This is a genomic window from Pedobacter polysacchareus, assembly GCF_019802255.1.
GTDB lineage: Bacteria > Bacteroidota > Bacteroidia > Sphingobacteriales > Sphingobacteriaceae > Pedobacter > Pedobacter polysacchareus.
On sequence record NZ_JAHYSS010000008.1, the window covers coordinates 89,717 to 112,926 of the forward strand.

A 23,210-nucleotide genomic window follows, 5' to 3' on the forward strand; every position below is an offset into this window, starting at 1 on the left:
CTATAAAATGGAGCCAGATCAAAAATTCATTCTAGCCCTCGATCAGGGAACCACAAGTTCTCGTGCCATTATCTTTAACCATGATGGTGAGGTCGTTGCCGTAGCGCAGAAACCATTTGAGCAATTCTTTCCGAAACCAGGTTGGGTAGAACATGATGCAAATGAAATCTGGTACTCGCAGTCTTCTGTCGCCGCTGAAGTCATTGCCAAATCTGATTTAAACGGATTAAATATTGCCGCAATCGGTATCACCAATCAAAGGGAAACAACGATTGTATGGGATAGAGAAACCGGAATTCCGGTATATAATGCGATCGTTTGGCAAGACAGACGTACCTCAAAATATTGCGACGAGCTTAAAGAACAAGGCTGGACAGATAAAATAAAAGAAAAAACAGGATTAGTCATTGATGCCTATTTCTCCGGAACTAAGGTGAAATGGATTCTGGACAATGTGAAAGGCGCAAGGGAAAGGGCAGAGCATGGAGATCTGTGTTTTGGTACCGTGGATAGCTGGTTGGTGTGGAAATTTACCCGTGGGGCCATGCACATCACCGATGTTTCCAATGCCAGCAGAACGTTGATGTTCAACATCAATACCATGGAATGGGATAAAGAACTATTGGAATTGCTGACCATTCCGGAAAGCATGCTCCCAGAAGTCAGACAAAGTTCTGAAGTATATGGAAATACAGTCACCACACTTTTTGCTTCCAAAATTCCTATTGCTGGAATCGCAGGAGATCAGCAGGCTGCATTATTCGGACAGATGTGTGTGGAGGAAGGAATGACCAAAAATACCTATGGTACCGGTTGCTTTATGCTGATGAATACTGGTCATAAACCTGTATTCTCAAAAAACAACTTGCTGACTACCGTAGGCTGGAAAATTGATGGCAAAGTTACTTATGCTTTAGAAGGTAGTGTTTTTGTAGGCGGAGCAGCAATTCAATGGCTGCGTGATGGTCTTGGGATTATCAGAACTTCTGCAGAAAGTGAAACTTTATCGGCTTCAGTAAAAGACAATGGCGGTGTTTATTTCGTACCAGCGCTTACCGGTTTAGGTGCGCCATATTGGGATCAATATGCACGTGGCGCAATATTCGGCATCACCAGGGGAACTACTGCAGCACACATCGCCCGCGCAGCATTGGAAGGAATCGCTTTCCAGGTAAATGATCTTTTGAAAAGCATGGAATCCGATTCCGGAAAGAAATCTAAAGAATTAAGAGTAGATGGTGGAGCAGTAGAAAATAATGCATTGATGCAGTTTCAGGCAGATATTTTTGGCAGTGATGTAGTCAGACCAAAGATTCTGGAAACCACTGCATTGGGCGCCGCTTATCTTGCCGGCCTTGCCGTTGGGTACTGGAGCAGCATAGATGAGATCAAGAAACAATGGAATATAGAAAAGAAATTTGAGCCATCAATGGAAAAAGATCAGGCGAAAAACTACCTTCACTACTGGAAAAAAGCAGTAGAAAGATCAAGAAATTGGTCTGAAGAATAAAAAATCCTACTTGTCCAAATGGAAAAAGGAGGGAGTAGGACTGGAGAATTAACATCTTGTTTTACCAAAATTTTAATATCATGAAATATAAAATCTTAGTGAAAACCGCTGTATTCGGACTTGTTTTAACAGCAAGTGCAATGGGCGCAAGCGCACAAAAAATCAATGAAAAAGAGCTAAAAGTAAACGTAGATAAGATCTCAACTGCCACACAGCAGCTGAAAAACCTGGAACCGGTTACTTTTAACTACGACACCAAAAAATTCAATTATCTGGAGCTGCCAACAGGTGGTCAATACGGCTTTTTAGTGAGTAATGTACTCCCTGAATTTCCGCAAATGGTAACCGAAGTGTCCAAACAATATAATGCCGGAAAAAATGATTCTAAAGTAGTAAAATACAATGAGGTACAGTCAGAGCATCTAATCCCTGTGCTGGTAGCCGCTATCAAAGAACAACAGGCAGAAATTGAGCTTTTAAAGAAAGAATTACATCTTTTAAAAGAGAAGTCAAAATAACCATCTGAAAAAGAACAGCTTTCTGGAAAGCCCATAGAAAGCCAGGACATGAGTCCCCCAATAAGTTCAATGCTTGTTGGGGGGCTTTTTTTTGACCAGCCTAAATTCCTGTTGTTTTTACCAGGAGTAAATCTCTTCATCCCTCGGATAATGGCTGCTGGATTTATGAATCTCCTTTAAATCGCTCTGTTTCATTTGTTTCGGGAACGATTGCACAGTTTTTTATCGCTCATTTTAATTTTTGGTGTTTGATTCTTTGTAGACTTGTTTAAAGGCAAAAGAAATTAACCTAACCAAATATATGAGCAAATTTTATTTATCACTGGCCCTGCTGTGCCTGTTTTGCAGCGCAGTCTACGCCCAGGACCGGAAGATTTCTGGCCAGGTGTCTGATGCCAAAAATGGGGAAACATTGATCGGCGTAACCGTCCAGGTCAAAGGAACTTCCCGCGGAACAAGTACCGATGCACAGGGCAAATTTAGCTTAAGCATCCCTGCAAATATCAGCAATCCGGTACTCCTGCTAAACTACGTAGGTTTTCAAAAACAAGAAGTGAATGTGGGTACGCAGAGCAACCTCAACATCAAAATGACACCGGAACAAAACGACCTGAATGAGGTGGTTGTGGTGGGGTATGGCACCGTAAAAAAACGGGATCTGACCGGTTCTGTAGTGTCCATCAAAGGTGATGAAATTGCAAAAGTGCCTTCCGCCAACCCTTTGGAATCTATTCAGGGGAAAGTTCCTGGGGTAGACATTACCAGGAGTAGTGGTGCTGCCTCTTCGGGCGTAAACATCAACATCCGCGGAACCCGGTCGATCACTGCAGGAAACGGACCATTGATCATCGTAGATGGGGTGCAGTACTCCAGCATTCAGGATATAAATCCTAATGATATTGCCTCTATGGACATTCTGAAAGATGCTTCTTCTACCGCGATATATGGGTCGAGAGGGGCAAACGGAGTGATCCTGATCACCACCAAAAAAGGAATCACAGGGGAGGCTACCATCTCTTTAAACTCTTATTATGGCGTATCAAAAGTATCCAGGTACCCTTCTGTGATGGACGCCCAGCAGTATATTGCACTGAAAAGAGAAGCAAACAGAAATACCGGAACCTGGAAAAGTCCGGCAGATGATGCCTCGATTTTTAGCACTGCTGAATTTAATGCGATTCAAAATAATCAGTTTTTAGATTATCAAGACCTGTTATTCCATGATGGTCACCAGCAAGACCATCAGATCGGTGTGCGTGCAGGAACAGAGAAAACTAAGGTTTACTTCTCTTTAGACTACATGAACGAAAAAGGAGTGTTAAAGAAAGATAAGTCCGACCGCTATTCTGCGCGTTTAAACGTAGATCAATCTATTGGGAAAATATTTACCACAGGATTGCAGGCTCAATTCACGCATTATGAGCAGGAAAATCGCAGAGATCCCCTAAATCAAGCCAATAAGGTAGCGCCATTAGGAACGATTTATGACGATGCCGGAAGCTTTATGTTTTATCCGCTTTTTGGAACATTTGTGAATCCACTGGCGGATGAACAGCCAGATATTTATACGAGTGAGTCGGTCATTAACCGGACGATTTTGTCGGCGTACATGGAACTGAAACCAATGGAAGGTCTGGTTTTTCGTTCTAATCTGGGTGCAAACTTAAACACAGATCGCCTTGGGACTTATGCCGATCGTTATTCCCTGGATCGTAATGGCTCCAATCCTAAAGCAACTTATGCGGCTTCCAACGGACATTTGATCAATATTGAAAACTTTGTGACGTATAACAAGCAGATCAAAGAACATGCATTTACCTTAACCGGAATCAATAGTATGCTGTTCAACAGGGCCGATAATGTAAGTGCTTCCGGTGAGAATCAGCTGCTCAAATCGCAGTTGTTTTATGGGCTCGGAAATACCATCAATCAGGCGGTAAGCACTGCTTATATAATGAATAACCTGCTTTCCTTCGCAGGGCGATTAAACTATGCTTACAAAGGAAAATACCTGCTGACCTTAACCGGACGTACGGATGGTTCTTCGAAGCTTGCTGAGGGCAACAAATGGGCGTTTTTCCCTTCAGGTGCGATTGCCTGGAGAGTAAGTGATGAAACATTTTTGAAAGACAATACAGTCATCTCTGACCTTAAATTAAAATACAGTTACGGGATCGCAGGAAGTGACAATATCAGCCCTTATTCTACGGAAAGCAGCTTGTCGAAAATTGCCTTTGCTTATGATGATGCAGCGGCACCAGCGTACACCTACACACCAAGAACAGGGAATAAACAGCTGAGCTGGGAAAAAACCAAGACCAGCGACTTTGGTTTAGAGGTTTCCTTTCTGAAAAACAGGATCTCTGCTACCGTTGATTACTATGATTCTAAAACGTATGATTTACTCCTGAACAGAAGTCTGCCGCCCTCTACAGGAAATGGGAGTGTGATTCAGAATGTGGCTAAAACTGGCAACAGAGGACTGGAAATCTATATCGCCTCAAAAAATATCCTCAGCGAAAACTTCCAATGGACTACCAGTCTGAGTTTTAGCAGAAATAAAGAGCGTATTATTGAACTGGCTGGCGGTGCTCAGGCAGATGTGCTGAACAACTGGTTTGTGGGTTCTCCGATCCAATCCTTTTACGACTATGAAAAGATTGGAATCTGGCAGGCAGACCAGGCAGCTGAAGCCCTGAAATATGGACAGAAACCAGGCGATATCAGGGTAAGAGACCTGAATGATGATGGTAAAATAGACGGTACCAACGACCGTAAAATATTAGGAACCAATCGCCCAAGCTGGAGCGGCGGATTAGAAAATACGTTCAGTTATAAAGCATGGGACTTAAATGTGTATGTATATGCCAGAATGGGGCAGATGCTGTATGCTGATTTTCTCCGCCGCTACGATCCGCAGGGTGTCAATAACAGCTCCACGATTATCGATTACTGGACACCGGAAAATCCAACAAATGCCTACCCGAGACCAAATAAAAATACCTCATTGGCTTCCACTTTATACTCTTCGAGTTTAGGTTATGAAGACGGTTCTTTTCTGAGGATCAGAAACATTACCCTCGGGTATTCCATCCCTAAACAGACATTGGAAAAAAGCTTTGTCAAAAGCTTAAGGCTTTATTTTACCGCAAGAAATCCGCTTACCTATACCAAATCAAGCCTGTTAAAGGAGTATGATCCGGAAAGAGGAGGGTCAGAAGGAGCACCAATGACGAAGCTCTACACCTTTGGTCTGAACGCCAGCTTTTAAACGGAATTATTATCAAGAAAAGAGAACTCATGAAAAATTATATCATTAAAGGATTAATACTGCTTACCGGATTCACAGCCATGTCTTCCTGTAAAAAGATGTTAGAAGAAAAAGATCTTTCCGGAATCACAGCGGAAAGCGTGTTCACGACTCCAGCAGGCTTTGAAACCCTGGTCAATGCCGCTTATTCCTATCAGAGATGGTGGTATGGGAAAGAAGAAGGATATGGCATGGCCGAAATGGGAACCGATTTATGGATGAGCGGCGCAGGAGATGTCACCACAGATTTAACACAATACATCAACCTGCAAGGGACAAATGCGACGGTCACCACAGAATGGCAGCAGCTTTATGCGGCGGTAAATCTATGCAATGCAGGAATCAATAGGATTGGTGGCGCGGGTCTGGATCCTGCCACAAGAGCAATCCGCGAGGGAGAACTTAAATTTCTCCGTGCCTTTTACAACTGGCACATTGTGGAATCCTGGGGTGGCGTACATTTCACCCTCGAAGAAACTAAAGGCGTAATTACGACTGCCAATAAAACACCTGTATCCGTATTTAATAAGCAGATTATCGAAGATTTATTGTTTGCAGTGAGCAACCTTCCAGCGACCACAAAAGATTATGCCAGGGCCACAAAACCTGCTGCACAAGCACTGCTAGCGCGGATGTACCTCACGCAGAATAAGTATCAGGAAGCAAAAGATATGGCACTTAATGTGATCGATGGAACTTATGGTTTCTCACTTTTGCCCGCTTATGCAGACCTCTGGAAAATGCAGAACCTGAAAAATAAAGAAGTCATTTATGCCGTTAATTATTCTACCAATCTCTCTTTAAATGACTTGGTAGATCCCATCTTAAACCCTTTAGGACATAGTAGGGGCAGCAACAGCAGTCACATGTTATTTGCCATGAAATATGATGACCAGCCAGGAATGCTACGCGATATCTTAAATGGAAGACCCTTTGACCGCTACATGCCTACCCGTTTTTTACTCGATTTATATAGTGACGATGACGCCCGTTATGATGGCTCATTTAAAACCGTATGGTATGCCAATGGAACCAGCAGGCCAGCTGGAATGAAACTGGGAGATACTGCCATTTTTGCAACGAAGAAAGTGTTTGCACCAACAGGGAAATTATATAAGATCTATGATAGAAATGCAGTCTACAATGCGAATGGGACGGTTAAAGACCAGCTGCATTATGTGACTTTGAACAAGTTTGATGATCCTACCAGAAGCAGTATCAATGAGGCCCAAAGTGCCAGGGATGTTTTCGTGATTCGTCTCGCGGAATTATACTTGATCGCCGCAGAAGCTTCCCTGCGATTGCAAAACCCAGGAGATGCGGCTAAATACATCAATGTACTCAGAACCAGGGCGGCAAAAACAGGAAAGGTAGCTGATATGCAGGTTTCTGCCGGACAAATGACACTTGATTTCGTGCTCGATGAACGTGCCAGGGAGTTTGCAGGAGAACAAATTCGCTGGTTCGATTTGAAAAGAACCGGAAAACTTCTGGAACGTGTAAAAGCATATAATCCAAATGCGCTGAACATCAAAGATTTTAATCTGGTTAAGCCAATTCCAAGAACTCAGATTGATGCAGTGAGCAATAAAGATGAATTTAGTCAGAATACAGGTTATCAATAGTTTTAGGCTAAGAACCTGAAGGGGGATTGTATTGACTCCAAGTCTCGGGTTTCCTGGTCACAATACCCCTGTATTTTCGATAATAATGTATTGAATTGACAGAAATCCCCCAGAATTTATTTGAATTCTGGGGGATTTTTTGTTCGATAAAAATACCAACCATTAGGTATTGTTTTTAGCTTTTTTACCCTCTAGCTTTATTTCTGCAAACCAAATACTGAAAATTAACGCTCAAAATCCCGTATTGGATGTCATCTGATTTGCTTTTCATTTTTCTGAATCTAAAGCTATGAATGAGAAAACCAGTCCGCCGGTCAATATCAATACATTCTTTACCAGCAGCAAGGCCTATTTTATAGGGGTCAATGAATATTCTTCTGCCGCCATCAGTAACCTGAACAGCCCGAGGAATGATATAGGGCGTCTCAAACAGGTGTTACAAGAAAAACATGGGTTTGTAGTGGAATCTATACCAGTGATGGGAAAAGACCCTAATGAGGGGGGAAATGAGAAAATTCAAGGTTGGATTGAAAACCCATTATATGATCCGGAAGATCATGAAATCCTGGATTTTCTGAAACATATTAAAGTGAAAAGAAGGGAGCGGATCCTAATATATATTGCCTGCCATGGCATCGCGGTTAATGGGGATGGTGATCCTGAAGGTTACCTGCTGGCGAAAAATTCTGTTCCCGGCAACTGGGATACTTTTATAAAGATGAGTACGGTAATGCAGCAGTTAAATGTCCTGCAATCTGATCATTTACTGGTGATCCTGGACTGCTGTTATTCTGGTGCGTTTCGCTGGGCACAGCAAACCAGGGGCATCGGCTTGGAAGTCCCTAAAACTATCTATTACGAACGTTTCAGGCAATATGTTCAAAATAAAGCCTGGCAGGTAATGACTTCTGCGGCGCACGATCAGCTGGCTTTAGACACCATGCGCCTGGGCAATAGAGAGGAAGCTGGAAAATCGCTTTCGCCATTTGCAGAAATACTGATTGATGCCCTGGAGAACGGCTCTGCCGACCTGAGTTATGGCAGTACCCCACCTGATGGGGTCATTACTGCCACAGAACTGATGTTCTTTATCAGAGAGCAGATTTTTGAACACCTCTATGAACGGAAAATCGCCGTTGATAAACAACAGATCCCCATGCTTTTTTCCCTTGGAGCAGCCAATAAAGGGGAATTTGTGTTTCTTTCTCCGCGACACCTTTCAAAGGGGAAGTTACAGCTTAAAAAGCAAACCAATGAAAATCCTTACAAAGGCCTGGATGCCTATACAGAAAACGACAGCGTTATCTTTTATGGGCGGGAAAGAGTGCTGGAAGGTTGGGAAGAAGGAGGTGTGGCCCGGCCAGGACTCAAAGAAGTCATCTCCAATCACCCATTAACCATCGTCACCGGCGCTTCGGGCTGTGGTAAAACTTCCCTGGTTAAAGCAGGAATCCTTTCTGTTTATAAAAAACATGGTCATCAGCTCAGGCCAGGAAAAACCCCTTATACCAGCCATGCAGATTACCTGAGAGAAATAGAAAATGCTGCCGAACCAAAAATCTTACTCATAGATCAGTACGAGGAATTGATTACCGTATGTAATGATGAAAAGGAAAGAGAAGGTTTTGAACTGCTTATTCTCAACCTGATTAAAAATCATAAGGTGATCATTACCATTCGTTCCGATTTTGAAAGCCAGTTTAAAACTTCAAAGCTTTTTCAACTGGGGGACACTTTGAAAAGTCGGTTTCTGGTACCGCTGTTTTTAAGATCGGAGATCAGGGAAATTGTAGAACAGCCTGCTTTACAGGAGGTGTTGGAATTTACCTCTATTACTGGTTCCCAGAAAGCCAATGAGGCTTTTATCAATAGAATTATAGACGATGCTTTTCAAAACCCGGGATCATTACCTTTACTTTCTCTCACTCTAAGTGAGCTTTATGAGCGTAAAGACGATCGAAAATTGCTGGAACTAGAATACAATAATTTTGGCGGTATCGGAGGAATTCTGGATGTCAAAGTAACCTCGGAATATGAAAAATTAACGACAGACGCAGCACGTACACTCTTCAAAAAGCTTATTTTTCGACTGATCTCCCTGGAAGGCGGCAAATTGGCGAAGCGCAGAATCTTTATCGAAGCAATAAACGATGTGCCTGATGAGCTGCAGTACCCCAGCGCAGCAGTAACACAAAAGATAAAAGAAATTGCCAGCTCATTGGTGTTCTACAGGCTGTTAAGCTCCGATACAGATGAAAATGGTCAGCGATTTATTGAACCGGTTCATGATGCTTTTTTGAGAACTTCCTTAATTCTCGGCTGGCTTAAAATAAGAGATCCATTACAGAAATTGAATAATGAAGATAAGATCAAATTGCTGTACCGCATCTCAGACATTTCAAAGATTTATAACAACAATAAAGGGGAAGATCGTAATGGTCATTTATGGGCAAAAGATCCCAGACTGGAGCTGGTGACAAAGGAGTTGCCCGATTATTTAAATGTGACCGAAAAAGTATTTATTGACGATTCGATCAGGTTGAAAAGGAAATCAAATAAGACAGCAAAACTATTGGTTGCTGCAGCGTTGTTCGCCGCTTTCGGTACCGCGCTGTTTTTCTGGTTTCAAAAAGAACGCTTGCAGGATCAGGTGAACAAAACCGAAGCCTTAAATTTGCTGACGAAATCAGATACATTCACGCCCACAGAGGCGATCCGGCAGTTAGAATATGCTTATTCGCTGGACAGTAATTCCATTCCCCTTCAAGAAAAGCTGTCTGATTTATACGCTAAATCTGATCGGGAAATCGCCTTTTCTTACAAAGAACTTTCCTTGGACAGACCCTTGCTGGACTATTATCCTATGGGCGGGAACGTATTGCTGAGGTATGGAAAGGAATGGATGGTACTGCTCGATTCGGCAGGTAAAACACTGCAAAGCCTTGGTGTAAATGGAGAAGTTTTGACCTCTGGAAACCAGCAGTTTGCTTCCTTTATTGATAAAAAGGGGCAGCGGCAGCTGCTGGATGCCTGGCGCAATATCCTCTGGCAATCTAAACTCGCATCAGGAAGAACTTATCCTGTTTTTTCTGCAGATGGGAAGTATTTACTGCTTTTAAGTTCGCCAGGAACTCGTATGGATGATGTTGCCAAGCTTGAAACGGTAACAGTGATAGATTTACAGAGTAAAAAGGAACGCCAGATCCCCATCAAAGGAGATCTGGATTTTCGTTACCAGGGCTATAAAAACGTGTATTATCTCCCGGAATCCGAGCAGCTATTATTGACTGCCAGGAAAAACGGCAAAGAAGGACACTTTATTTTTGATCATAACGGAAAACTACAGAAAATCTACAATGCCAGTTTACTCAGCGTCAATTTAAATGCGCATAAAATACTCTTTGCTTTTCCGGATCGATTTGAAGTGCTAGACTATAAAAATAACAACACCCGCATCATCAGGGAGCTTAAGCCAGCAGGGGAAATCTGGGGCCAAATTTCCGACAATGGCGATAGATTAGCTATCGCTGCTGCAGGAAACTGCATGTGGCTGGACCTGAACAGAGATCATTTTTTTAAAAGAAATTCACTGGATATCTCAGAACAAATAGATTCCAGCCGCCTAACCAGGGATGGTAAATACCTGCTTTCTTTTACAGAAAAGTACTTAAACCGCCTGGATCTGCAATCTGGAGAGCAGATTCGGATCGCTTACTCACTGGCTCCACCGACAGAGGAATATCAGAGACCTGCTACGGTTAGCGCTTTATCTGGCGATAACTATTTGGTTTATAATGACAATAGTCAGGTGTTATTGGACATTCAGACTGGACTGGCAAAAAAGATTTCCAACAACAATAAGCAGTCGAAGTTTGCAGGATATTCTGGTGATACTCTGATGTTCATTTCTCCAAATAACCGCCATCTTCACTGGGCTTTGAAAGACCAGTTCGGCTCTTGTCTTTCTGGCTTTGTGAATAGAGAAAATAACCCCCGACTAGAACTGTTAAAAGAGCGGAATCAGTTGTTGGTACTCGGCGACCAGCCCAATGTGGGTATCGTGATCGACCTTAGGAATAATCGCATAGTAAACACCGTTCCTGAAGTACAAAATGCGGCAGCTTTCCAGTTAAAGGAGGATTCCAGGAAGTGGTACAAGGCCTCAGCTGATGGTGTCATCTTTTATAAAAAGCCAGACCGAGCCGTATTTTATAACTTGAGAAATAAGGTGGAAACAGCACGTGAAGACCTAAGGAATTGGGCCATTCATTATTCTAAAAAATACGGAAAGGCCATCGCAGTTCCTGAAATAAACAGAGGAGTGTTTATTGACCTGAATTTCAATAACCGATTGCAGCCCATACGGTTTATAGCAAGGCATAAGTATTGTTTCTTCTATGAAAATGGATTTATGGTCGCGAGTAATGATAGTGTCAGCTGCTTCAAATACCTGTCCTTAAACCCGATATTTCTCGAAGAAAAGCGCATTAAAATCCCCGGAAATCCTGGCCAAAACAGAACGGTATTTAATGATTTGTATAACGACAGTACCATGATTCGATTTAACAGTGACTCCCTCACTTTTCAAACTATTGTCGGAAAGAAGCTCTGGACACGCCGATCTGCGAACAAAAAAATCGACAGTATTTTTTATATGGGAGCGCAGCATCTGGCAGTGAGTACCTCTAATAAAAATGGAAAAACAATAGCAGTTTTGGATAGAAATGGGGTAGTAGTGACCAAGCTTAATTTCTATGGAACCATGCCCAGAAGTTTACGATATGATGAGCCAGGTGGAAGACTTTACTACCTCAAAGACGATCGATTATTTGTGAATTATACACATAAAGCGGTATTAATGGCCATCAGAGATAGCCGCTTACCTCCATTAACGGGAAAACGACAAGAATAATTTAACCTTAAAATAGATCATTATGGCAACACCTTACAAATTTTACATGAAACACATGAATGCCAAAACTGGTTACAGAGCAACCTGGGATCCAGGCAAACCTTTGGAAATTGGCATGATTGGCAAATTGGATGGTTCCGGTGTGTTTACCGTTTACTCTTCTTTGAAAGCGGAAGGCATTACACCCGAAATAAAAGCAGATCCTTCAGCCTCAGACCTGGATTATACCTCCAGCGATAAGGTTTCTATCGGCATCAAGCTTTCCGGATCTGCACCTACAGTGGGCAGTGCATTGACTGCCGCAGATGCTGGATTTGAGATTAAATTTACCGGTGAAGAAGGGGTGGTCTTTAAAATTTCCGGATATAAGACTCTTCAGATTGTGAATTTAAAAGAGATTGAATCGCAAATTAAAGAGAAGTATCAAAACAGCAACTGGGATAAAAACTGGCTGGTAGTCACAGAATTAATTCAGGCAGATGCGGCCACCATCATTATCTCCAATAGTAAAAACGGAAGTCTGGATCTGAAGGCAAAGGCCGGAGTAGCCGCAGGTGATTTAAAGCTGACAGATGCAGCTTTAGGTCTTTCTGTAGCCAGAGAAAGTGGAAGCACCCTGAAATTTTTAACGCAAAACGGGCTCACACCACTCTATAATGTGATGGGGTTGGTACATCCGCTATTTGGTTCAGAAAAGCTGGAAAAAAGAAGTATCGCCGAAATTCTAGAGCAAGAACCGTTTAAAGTTCAGGGCTTTCTAGATGAAGAATTAAAGCAATTGGAAGATCAATAAAAAAGAACCATGGCCATTTACGCAGTATTGATCGGTATTAATGGGTATCCGGTGCAACCTTTGTCGGGATGTATCCAGGATATCATCGCTGTTGAAGAGTATTTAAAACATTTCGCTCAGCAGAATAATCAGCAGTTGTTCGTCAGCAAACTAACGGATCAGGAAAGAACGCAGCCAACACGGAGTAACTTCCTGAAAAGCTTTGAGTTTTTTGAACCCGCTGCCGCTGGAGATTTCTGCCTCTTTTATTACAGTGGTCATGGTTCTTTTACCCTTGCCCCAAAAGAATTCTGGACAGAATCTGATGGCTATAATGAGTCATTTGTTTGTATCGATAGTCGGGTGGGCAATGGGAGGGATGTCACGGATAAGGAATTTAGTTTCCTTGCCTGGAAAACATTTAAGAACAAACCAGAAGTGACCTTTCTTGCTTTTACCGACTGCTGCCATTCAGGAACAATTGTAAAGGCTTTTGAAAACAATTCTGAACTCAAGTCGAGGATGATGCCGCCATCTACTGCCGCTGCCCTAATAGAAGATTATTATGGGTATGGAGAACTGGTGGATGCTGAACCCGGCTACCTTATTTCTGATGATCAGCAACGGATTACTGTGAAACAAAGTAAAAACATCCATTTTGCAGCTTCCAGGGATGATCAGACTTCTAAAGAGCTGGTTATAGATGGTTTAAACAGAGGAGTCTTTACTTATTCTCTGTTGAAAACATTGTACAAATATGATGGACTGATCAGTTATAAAAACCTAATTGACCATGTTTCTGTCCTGGTGGGCAATATTGTGAGCAATCAGGAACCTCAGCTGAGTTTTAACGGAACTTGGCCAGGCTCCGAAAAAGAGCATTTGTTTTTATCACAAACAAATGCTGCCGCCAATCCCTTGTATGCGGTATATTATGATGCGGAGCTGGGCAGCTGGTGCATTAAAGCGGGGCGTCTGAATGATGTAAATCCAGGCGATATAGTCGTTGTGGATGGACTTTGCGAAACCGCTGTCACTGGCGCAATTTCAGCTGATATTTCCACGATTAAAAGTAAACTGGAACTGGGGAGTAAAGATCAGATACATACTGCAGCTGTTAAGAGACTGCGTATGCCAGCCTTCAGTTTGTCATTTGCCCCAGATTTGGATCAGGCCTTGCAAACGCTATTGAAAACTACGGCCGGAAATAGAGATTCTATATATTTCCAGCTGAGTGATCAGACTGGGCAGTATTTTATTCATCAAAGCAAAGGAGAGGTATATCTGGCTTTGCCGGATTCCAATATTCCGGTATTTAAGCCGTTGCAGATTAACAATGAGGTAACAGCAAATATTTTCTTTCAGAAAGTAGAAGCGGTCAGTAAATGGACACAGCTAAAAATGCTCGATAATCCTACTACCTCTTTTAGTTCCGATACTTACCAGCTAACGCTTTACCGGAATATATTGCCCTTTAATTCCGAGCTGGATAATTTTGAAAAGATACCGATTAAAGCGATCAATGATTTCCCTTACAAAAGAAAAGATCAGGATTGGGGAGAACCGGCTTTTCGATTAAGCATCAGCAATAACAGCCCGGGGCCGCTTTGGTTTTGCTGTACTTACCTTGGGGTAGATTATAGCGTCACTCAAATCTCTGAAGCCATCACAGTAGGCGCGGGGAGAACCGCATGGCTGACTTTCAATATGGGTGCTGTGCCAACCGATGTGATTCCACTGCACCTCCAGGATAAGTTCATGGAACTAGGCTATCAGCAGATCACAGAGTATCTAAAAGTTTTCGTTTCCACAGATAAAATTGACTTAGGGATTTATGATGTCGAAGGGATTGAATTGGCACAGCAAATGCAAGAGGGACAGGAGTTCGAGATCAACTCCAGGGGCTTTGGCAGTCAAATACTGAAGACATTACCTCTGAACGACTGGAAAACCGAGCTCATTGGTTTTTGTATTTCCAGGCCATTACAGGAAGTCCCTTTGTCGGCGGATCAAATTACCCAAATCAATGGACTCAAAATTGAAAACCCGGCTAAACTCGAAGCAAAAGTTAAGCTCAGCAGTTCTTCTTTTGTTTTCAAATCTGCAGAGAAAGGGATCGCTTCAGATCTGCTCAGAAAAAATTCGAATACTGCGCCTTTTGATTTGCTTTTTGCTACTGGAACGGGAAATGTACTTGATGCACTGGAGCTAACGGAAGTCCAAAATCCAGAAGTGGTTAATACAGAAAATCCCCTGATCATTGTACCGGATAAAACCAGATCCATGGCCGAAGAACGTGTGGTTCCGGTAGGATTTGATACGGAATTTGGCTTATATTATCCTGTAGGATATACCAATAATCAGGGGAATATTGTAGTGGATACTTTGCCCTCACAAACAGGTGCAGATCCGCTGGTTACCGATAAAAGTCTGTTCGGATCGATTAAGATTTATTTTCAAAAGGTAATTGGAGATACTTTGGGATTCGGTTATAATTATCCGCGTCTGGCAGTAGCAATGGTCAGCAAATCCGGGGAAGTGACCTATCATGTTGAAGAGGTAGCTGATCAGGTCGCGGCTGCTGAAAATATCCTGCTATTTATCCATGGCATTATCGGAGATACAGAAGGCATGCTGAAAAGTGTTCATTTTACAAGATCAGATGGCAGTAAATTATCGGATGCTTTTGACTTGATAATGGCCTTTGATTATGAAAATTTAAATACACCGCTCGAAGATACTGCTGCTTTACTTAAAAGTAGGTTAAATGAAGCTGGCATTAAACCAGGCGATCATAAACGGCTAACGATAGTCGCCCATTCTATGGGTGGCCTGCTGAGCCGTTACTTTATTGAAAAACTGGATGGCGACCAGGTGGTAGATCATCTGGTGATGCTGGGAACGCCAAATAATGGCACCCCGTGGGCCGATGTGAGGGATATGGCAGAGGTGCTGCTGACTTACGCCATGAACGGTGCCGCATTTTTGAAGCCTTGGATGTTCCTGCTTTCAGGAGTAGGGAAATTGCTGAATGGCGTTCAGCATACCCTCAAACAAATGGATGCGGAAAGTGAATTTTACCGACATCTAAACAGCGGAGCCAGTCCAAAAATTCCCTATACGATCATTGCTGGAGACACCCGGTTAATTGTTCCTGATTTCGATAAGATTGCCAGCGGAATAGGGAAGCTGTTTGCCCGGATCAAGACCCGTGGGGTCTATGATTCTTTAGACGTATTGCTGTTTAGAAAGCCCAACGATATTGCGGTTACTGATGAAAGTATCAGCGTATTGGAAGGAGCGGAGGCTTGGGCGGAACACAAACCGACATTACATACCGTAGCATGTGATCATTTGAATTACTTTTTAACAAAAGAAGCGCTGGACATCATCCGTTAATTTATCCTGGAATGATAAGCTCAGCATTCCAAAGAATAACATGCTTGTAAACACAAAAGCCTCAGATTTATCTGAGGCTTTTTATTTTTTCATTAAACCAATTAATTGGTCTCTTTTGTAATGTTAATGGTTTTTTCCATCACACTTACAAGTGTATCTCTATATAGAATGAAAGTCGACTGACGAGCCTCATCTGTTTCACTTTCTTTAACTGCTTTTCTGCTTTCTTTGATTTGTTGTAACTCGTTGGTATATAAATCCATAAACAATTCAGGCTCTTTGTTTTTTAGAATCCTGATGGTATGCGAGTATTTTTCATGGCTGTCAACGAGAATAGCGAAGTTTTTCTCATTATAAATATCCAGACCAACAATTTTTCCTGATAGCTTCTCCAGCTTTCCTCTTTCTTTTGCGTAACCCATAATTGCCACGAATATACCAGTTTTGTGGAAGATTATATAATTCCTTTATTTTTTTACGCGTTCAGACGTCTTTGGCAAGCAAAAGGACTTATCCCGAATGTAATATCCCGGAGAAATAGCGGAATAAAACATTGCGCTTTTTGTTAAAATAAGTTAAAAGATTTTATGCGCGCTCAATTTTTCTTTTTTCTCTGCCTTTCTTTTCTTTTGACAAGCTCCGTACTGGCGCAGGAAATTAAAGGGACAGTTGCAGATCGAGATACGCTGGAATTACAGGAATATGTGGAAATATTCAATATCAGCAACCACCAAAAAACAATCAGCAACAAGAAAGGGGAGTTTAAGATTCCTGCAATGCCAAATGATGTCTTAGTTTTTATGCAGCCTGGTTACCGGATAGATACTTTGTTTCTAGTCAATTTAAAACCAGTTAGGCGATATTTACAGCAGAATAAATACGATTTACAGACCATAGAAATCAAAGGAACAGCCTTTAATCCGGAACAGGAATATGCGGATGCCTATCGCGCTGCGAAAGCTTTTGTTTTCAATGTGAACCGCCCACTGTCGTTCAGCCCTTTAACTTATTTCAGTAAAAAAGGAAGGTATGCCAGGAAATTTGTACGCCGGATGAAAAAAGAACCGAATGAAAGAGCGATTGACCAGCGTTTCAATAATTTTTCGGTGAAAGCAATTTGCCCATTGGAAGGTGCAGAGCTGGATGGCTTTATGGTCATGTACAGGCCAACCTTTAAAGCCCTGGAAAAGATGGGCCATGATGAACTGAAATTATACATTATGGATGCCTACAAAGAATTCAAACAGCTTCCGGAAGCACAGAAAAAACTGCCTAGTTTAAAATACAGGTAGATCTACTTGTTTTTAAAACACAGTAGTGGTATCCGTTTTTTTAGGGAAAATAATGATTAATTTAACTACGTATTTTTACTTGAAATACGTAGTTAACGCATTGAACTAATCATTCCTAAAAACTCTCAATTATGAAAACACTAAATTTCGACGCAAGGTTGGATGAAGTCTGGAAACATTGCCAGCGTGGACTAGTTTACCCCTCTCCTTATGCTATTTTCAGTACCTTCTGGATGAAAAAGGCAGTCGACAAAACTCAGCTTGCCCATTTAATGGCAGACCTGAGACAAGAAATCACCAACAATGAAGCACTGGCCAGTAAAAACACTTCCGCAATCCTGGGGATTTCGTTTAAAAACTGGGCGGCAATCTGTGAAGAAGATGGCAGCACCTTACCCAAAGGAATGCGCCTCAATTTTCCTGAAAAAGAGGATCCTTTTACCTCCGAAGTATTCGATGCCTCTAAAGGTGTATTTGACAATGCGCAGGGCGATATTTGGTTCCACATTAAAAGTGACGATGAAAAGGCCTGCGATCTGGTCTTGGAATTGATCCTTAAAGGATTAAAAGAAGATACCAAAGATCATTTTGCACAAAAAGCAGCCTCAAAATCAAATGAAAAAGACGGACATAAAGGCAAGGTACTGGGCTGCCGGTTCTCGGAAAACCTGAACAATCCTTCCGATCCGATTACAGTAGCCAAACATACCTTGATTGGTGGGGAAGATATGGCGCATTTTGGAGGTTCTTTTGTGCTGGCACAGCGTTTCGTAATCAACTGGAACCAGATCAATATGCTCACAGAAGATCAGATCGAAGACTTGATTGGCCGGAAAACTGATGATACCATCATTCCAGACCGTGATTCGAGAAGTCATATCAAATCAGCAAGGATTCAGGATGAAAATGGAAATACTACACCAGTACTCCGCCTAGGCCTCCCTTTTGGAAGGGCCAAACAATCGGCCAATGGCTTTAGAGCACCTAAATCAGTCACCCTTTCCGATGAAGAAGGGATTTATTTCGCGGGTTTCTCTAAAGAAGCAAGTATCCTTGAAAATATTATGAGTAACCAGATCGGTGCAGATCATGGCTTTATGAATGACCGTTTATTCAATCATTTGAAATCAGATCTTGGGGGCTTATTTTATATTCCCAGCATAGAAGATCTGGAACTGAACATTATCAAAGGTTATTCCAATGATTTTAGTGCTGTAGAGGATGGAGACTGGTCCAGGTTTCCAGGCGTAGACTGGTCAAGATTAGACCGACATTATCAGGATGCATCGCCAAATGGCCTGATGTATTACAGCCACCAAAATTACCTTTTCACGATGTCTACGGGCATCAACAGAAGCAATGAATTTTTTAGTCCGCCATCAAACCGAATCCTCAGCCTGCTGGAAAATATCTTTTCCCTGTGGCAGGACAATTGGTATTTCAACCGCAAACAGGAAGAAATTAAAGAAGATCTCCGCTATTATATGGATCAATATGAAGGGGCAGACAAGCCTGCCGACATCATGAAAGAATCCATTATGGTGAGGAAAGGCTGGGCCGTCAGGCTCAGTTTGCACCTCTTCAGTGATCCATCCTACGGTTTCAGAGGAAGGAAAATAAGGATGAAAGATGGTACTTTAGTCCCATACTCTTCCTTCCTTGAAAATAAAGGAGAAGTGGTCTATGGTTCCGATACCTACCGGATCTCCCCGGAAGAAATTATTGTGGGCGCCATGCCAAACCTGTCTTTAGGAGAAGGACGTTATGTGATGAAATATCTTTCTGAAAAAGAGCGTATGGATGGATTTTTAAGCAATCTTTCTGAGGCATCTGGAGTAGGTCACGTGATCCCACATTATGAGAAAGCACTTCATAAAGGCCTGTCAGTAATGAAAGAGGAGGTGCTGGCCTACGAAAAAGAAGCCACAAGCCGGGAGAAAAGCGACTTTTACCGTTCGGCATACTTGTCGCTGGAAGGGATTTCTGAATACTTCCGCAACTATGGGAAACTGGCCAGAGCAACCGCGGCAAAAATGTCGGATGGACAGGTCTGGGAAAAAGAAAACCTGGAATTTATCGCCTACCGGATGTATAAACTGGCCGATCATAAGCCAGATACTTTTCTGGAAGCTGTACAGTTTATCTTTACTCTGCACAGTTGTCTGCACCTGAATGGGGAGCCGACAGCGATCGGTAGGATGGACCAGCTTTTACTGCCTTTCTATGAGAAAGGAGAGATATCTTCAGCAGAAGCACAGGAAATTATCGACGCTTTCTACATCAAACTTGATGAGAAAGTACAGCAGAACCGCATCTTTATGGAAGATCATCAGCCATTTGGAAATCTAGCCATGGGAGGCAGTTCCGGCCCATATCCACAAGGAGCTTCCCTGGGGCAATGGATCCAGCAAATTACTGTGGGTGGGACTATTGCCGATGGAACACTGGATTTTGAAGCAACAAAACCTGCATATAATGAGCTCACAAAGCTGTTTATTCATGCTTCAGGAAGGCTCCCTTTAAATGCGCCATGCCTTTCCCTGCGTACCAGAAAAGACATTCCACAGGAATTACTGGAAGCGGCAGCACATGCGGTATTGTCGGGCGGAGCGCATCCCATCCTGCTCAACGATGAGAAAATCATTGAAGGACTTTACCATAGCGGCGACGGCGTAGGCGGCAACTTAAAAGAGGAAACGAAAAACTGGAATCCTGCGGTGACAATGAAATCGGCACAGAACTATGCCTGTGATGGCTGTTATGAACCACAGTTCCCAGGAGAAAACTGGTTTTCTCTAGGCGGATTCTCTACCTTGCAACCCTTGGAATGTGCGTTAAACCAAGGAAGGACTTATTCTTCTGCCGGGCAATCCTATTTATTCGGACAAACGGTTTCCCTCAATTCGAAACCCGCTGATCAGATTAAAAGCTTCGACGAATTACTCCGGATTTACTTTGAACATTTTGAATTGCTGAATCGTAAAGCATTCAACGGACAATTGATGGGCTATGGTGCGAATACAAAATTCTGCCCTTCGCCAATATTAAATGTGCTGATGGATGATTGTTTGGCAAAAGGACAGGATTTCTATAGCGGTGGTACAAAATACAGTATTTATGGACCTTGTTACATTGCCTTAAGTTCCACCATCAATTCCTTATATGCCATTAAAACAATGGTGTTTGATGATAAAAATGCAGTGACTACATTACCAGAATTACTGGAATGCCTATGCTGCGATTGGGGTCATAAAATGACCGAGCCTTTTATCAGTAACCTGGCCGGAGAATCCCGCATCACTGGTCGCTCAGACCGATTTAAACGCCTGAGGGAAATTGCACTTTCCTTACCGCGTTACGGCAGGGGGCATGAAGGAATTGATACTTTTGGAAACAAAATTGTAGAAGGCATTGCCAGGATTTCTGTGCAAACTTTTACCAATCCTCTGCCGCAAATGTACATCAGGCTGAAAGACCTGGCACAGGCCTATGGCAGCGAAGAATTTCCATTTGGAATTCAGATTCAGCCAGGTGTAGGAACCTTTGAAAACCATGTGGAAATGGGAGCCTGGAATGGCGCAAGTGCCGATGGCCGCAGACTGGGAACAACGGTAGCCGGAGATTTAAGTGCAGCGCCAAGTCCGGCGGATTTACCAATCGAACCTCAATATGCCGGCTTTGAAGAAGCATTGGCTGGATTTCAGGGAAAAGGTGCAGAACTGATGACCGATGGAGCACCTACCGATTTTAACATAGACGAGGAATTTCCGGTAGATAAGATCATTCGAATTATGCAGCAATTTGCCGCTGGACAATCATCCAATATTTTAACGATTACCGTGGCCAATGCAGATACTTTCGAGAAAGCGGTAGTCTCGCCAGAACAATACAACCTGTTGAGGGTTAGGACCGGTGGCTGGTCTAATTTCTTTACTTCTGTTTTCCCACTCGTACAGGATCAGCACCGCAGAAGGCCGGTTTCTACACCAATTGAGATAAAAAAAGAAGGAAATGCAATAACTGGATGTCCATTCCATAAGAAAATGGCAGCAGAATAAATAAAAACACCTTGCAGCAGCTCAAAAATCATTCGGTTTTGAGCTGCTGTTTTAAAACGCTCTAAGGCCCGGTCGGGCTATAGTGATATCCGTGTAAAACGCAGCGCCGTTGTTGTCTTGTGAGGCTGCATTTTACCCTTAAAATCAAGCTTAAAATACCTTCCTGATTCTTTTGTTATTCCAATGTTTATGCCTAATTTCAGGCCAGAAACAACAAATAATCAATTAAAACTACCGCTAATTCCGGAAACAGCGGCTCAGTTTTATTTTTTCGTAACCTGCATAATTTTAGCATCAGCTTAAAAATCCCATTAGGGGGAAGGGGTATTGCTATGGGCAGAAAAAATTAACATGACCATAAAACCCTTATTCAAAGAAGCATTAAAATTTTGGTTTAAATTAGGATGGATCAGCTTCGGCGGAACCGTCGGCCACATCAATATCATGCACGATTACCTCGTAGATCAAAAGAAATGGATCAGCAGCAGCCGTTTCTTTCATGCACTAAACCTTTGCATGCTGCTGCCGGGGCCGGAAGCGCAGCAGCTGGCCATCTATATGGGCTGGCAGCTTCATGGTAAAAAAGGTGGTTTGGCAGCAGGAATCTTATTTGTGCTGCCCGCCATGTTGATCCTGCTGCTGCTGAGCATCTGCTATGTTTATTTTGGAAATCAGCCTTTGATGTTTGCCATGTTTGATGGCTTTAAGCCGGCCGTAATTTCCATGATCATCGTGGCACTGCTGGGCATCGGTAAAAAAGCACTGCGTACACCTTATCATGTAGTGCTCGCAGCCATCGCTTTTTCCTGCATTTTCTTTTTTAATACTGCTATGGTATTTATCATTCTGGGAACCATCGGATTAGCCATCGCCCTTCACTTTTTATGGCCTGATTTAATTCGTCAGGACCACAGCAATAAACAGCTGGTGTTGGTTCCCGAAAATGAGTACCATTTCAACAAGGATTCAGTGGCCCTTGGAACTGGAACTCATTGGAAAATTGCGGTCCTGCAAATCCTGGTCTTTATACTGATCTGGATGGCACCTTCTTTTCTCTTATACTACTTTACGAGTGATTTTGCCTTTTGGAGAGAACTGACTCTCTTTTTCTCTAAAACGGCCTTTTTGACCATTGGAGGCTCTTATACGGTGCTGCCTTATGTCGCGCAATATGCGGTTACCAAGCTTAATTGGCTCAGTAAAATGCAAATGATCGATGGTTTTGCATTGGCCGAAAGCACGCCAGGACCTTTGATCATTGTGGTTGCGTTTGTAGGATTCATGGCGGCATACCATCATTTTGATGCCTCCATTTCCATGGGGGTGCTGGGCTTGGGGCTGACTACCTTTCACACTTTTCTACCTTCATTTCTTTTCATATTTGTAGGCGGACCGATCATTGAAAAAGTGCATGGAAATACCGCAGTCTCCAATGTCCTCAGTTTTGTTACTGCTGCGGTAGTAGGAGTGATTCTTAACCTCACGTTATTCCTGGGGAAAGATGTTGTTTTCCCCGGAGGAGTCAGATTTGAAAACCTGGATATAGCCGCTGTCATCTGGGTGATCATCAGCTTGATCCTAATGAAAAAATATAAAGTAAATCAGCTGATCATCATTGGAATGAGCTTAATCTTTGGCCTGCTGCATTATGGGCATATTATTTATTAGGGGGTGTTTTGATGTGGTATCTAGTTGATGTTAAGTGGATTGACGGTGGATGTAAGAGTCAAAAATGAACCCTTATACTGGTGCTTTAAGTTTTTTGGAATAATAAATGCTTATTAATAAATGATTAGGAATGAAAAATAAATTCT

At 42.5% G+C, this 23,210-nt stretch carries 11 protein-coding genes; 10 read left to right on the top strand and 1 reads right to left on the bottom strand.

Features of this window, described 5'->3' with window-relative positions; genetic code table 11:
* Positions 1-7: 7 nt before the first annotated feature.
* The 7 genes from glpK (at position 8) to K7X70_RS22490 (ending at position 16,046) form a co-directional block, all read left to right on the top strand.
* The gene (gene glpK / locus K7X70_RS22460; RefSeq protein ID WP_222539150.1) at positions 8-1,510 is read left to right on the top strand and encodes a glycerol kinase GlpK; all 1,503 of its coding nucleotides are present in this window, start codon (positions 8-10) and stop codon (positions 1,508-1,510) included.
* Positions 1,511-1,590: 80 nt separating this feature from the next.
* Complete coding sequence (locus K7X70_RS22465; RefSeq protein ID WP_222539151.1) at positions 1,591-2,028, top strand: tail fiber domain-containing protein; 438 nt, start codon at positions 1,591-1,593, stop codon at positions 2,026-2,028.
* 301 nt (positions 2,029-2,329) lie between these two features.
* A complete protein-coding gene (locus tag K7X70_RS22470; RefSeq protein WP_222539152.1) occupies positions 2,330-5,299 on the top strand; it encodes a SusC/RagA family TonB-linked outer membrane protein in 2,970 nt (989 codons plus the stop codon).
* Positions 5,300-5,328: 29 nt separating this feature from the next.
* Positions 5,329-6,963: a RagB/SusD family nutrient uptake outer membrane protein gene (locus tag K7X70_RS22475; protein WP_222539153.1), complete on the top strand. Its 1,635-nt coding sequence runs from the start codon at positions 5,329-5,331 to the stop codon at positions 6,961-6,963.
* A gap of 289 nt (positions 6,964-7,252) precedes the next feature.
* Positions 7,253-11,875, top strand: a complete 4,623-nt coding sequence (locus K7X70_RS22480) for an nSTAND1 domain-containing NTPase (RefSeq protein WP_222539154.1) — start codon at positions 7,253-7,255, stop codon at positions 11,873-11,875.
* A gap of 22 nt (positions 11,876-11,897) precedes the next feature.
* On the top strand, positions 11,898-12,668 hold the full coding sequence (locus K7X70_RS22485; protein WP_222539155.1) for a hypothetical protein: 771 nt from the start codon (positions 11,898-11,900) through the stop codon (positions 12,666-12,668).
* A gap of 9 nt (positions 12,669-12,677) precedes the next feature.
* Positions 12,678-16,046: a DUF7379 domain-containing protein gene (locus tag K7X70_RS22490; RefSeq protein WP_222539156.1), complete on the top strand. Its 3,369-nt coding sequence runs from the start codon at positions 12,678-12,680 to the stop codon at positions 16,044-16,046.
* 101 nt (positions 16,047-16,147) lie between these two features.
* Here K7X70_RS22490 and K7X70_RS22495 read toward each other — a convergent pair whose 3' ends face one another.
* Positions 16,148-16,468, bottom strand: a complete 321-nt coding sequence (locus K7X70_RS22495; RefSeq protein WP_222539157.1) for a hypothetical protein — start codon at positions 16,466-16,468, stop codon at positions 16,148-16,150.
* A 165-nt stretch (positions 16,469-16,633) separates the two neighbouring features.
* Here K7X70_RS22495 and K7X70_RS22500 point away from each other — a divergent pair, with 165 nt between their 5' ends.
* The 3 genes from K7X70_RS22500 (at position 16,634) to chrA (ending at position 23,064) form a co-directional block, all read left to right on the top strand.
* Positions 16,634-17,338 carry a peptidase associated/transthyretin-like domain-containing protein gene (locus K7X70_RS22500; RefSeq protein ID WP_222539158.1) on the top strand — a complete coding sequence of 235 codons (705 nt, stop codon included), beginning with the start codon at positions 16,634-16,636 and terminating at the stop codon, positions 17,336-17,338.
* 131 nt (positions 17,339-17,469) lie between these two features.
* Complete coding sequence (locus K7X70_RS22505) at positions 17,470-21,396, top strand: Dyp-type peroxidase (protein WP_222539159.1); 3,927 nt, start codon at positions 17,470-17,472, stop codon at positions 21,394-21,396.
* 351 nt (positions 21,397-21,747) lie between these two features.
* The gene (chrA, locus tag K7X70_RS22510; protein WP_222539160.1) at positions 21,748-23,064 is read left to right on the top strand and encodes a chromate efflux transporter; all 1,317 of its coding nucleotides are present in this window, start codon (positions 21,748-21,750) and stop codon (positions 23,062-23,064) included.
* Positions 23,065-23,210: the final 146 nt, after the last annotated feature.

Bases quoted from the DNA above. Each gene is read 5' to 3' on its own strand.
- glpK (WP_222539150.1), top strand. From the start codon at position 8: ATGGAGCCAGATCAAAAATTCATTCTAGCCCTCGATCAGGGAACCACA.
- K7X70_RS22465 (WP_222539151.1), top strand. From the start codon at position 1,591: ATGAAATATAAAATCTTAGTGAAAACCGCTGTATTCGGACTTGTTTTA.
- K7X70_RS22470 (WP_222539152.1), top strand. From the start codon at position 2,330: ATGAGCAAATTTTATTTATCACTGGCCCTGCTGTGCCTGTTTTGCAGC.
- K7X70_RS22475 (WP_222539153.1), top strand. From the start codon at position 5,329: ATGAAAAATTATATCATTAAAGGATTAATACTGCTTACCGGATTCACA.
- K7X70_RS22480 (WP_222539154.1), top strand. From the start codon at position 7,253: ATGAATGAGAAAACCAGTCCGCCGGTCAATATCAATACATTCTTTACC.
- K7X70_RS22485 (WP_222539155.1), top strand. From the start codon at position 11,898: ATGGCAACACCTTACAAATTTTACATGAAACACATGAATGCCAAAACT.
- K7X70_RS22490 (WP_222539156.1), top strand. From the start codon at position 12,678: ATGGCCATTTACGCAGTATTGATCGGTATTAATGGGTATCCGGTGCAA.
- K7X70_RS22495 (WP_222539157.1), bottom strand. From the start codon at position 16,468: ATGGGTTACGCAAAAGAAAGAGGAAAGCTGGAGAAGCTATCAGGAAAA.
- K7X70_RS22500 (WP_222539158.1), top strand. From the start codon at position 16,634: ATGCGCGCTCAATTTTTCTTTTTTCTCTGCCTTTCTTTTCTTTTGACA.
- K7X70_RS22505 (WP_222539159.1), top strand. From the start codon at position 17,470: ATGAAAACACTAAATTTCGACGCAAGGTTGGATGAAGTCTGGAAACAT.
- chrA (WP_222539160.1), top strand. From the start codon at position 21,748: ATGACCATAAAACCCTTATTCAAAGAAGCATTAAAATTTTGGTTTAAA.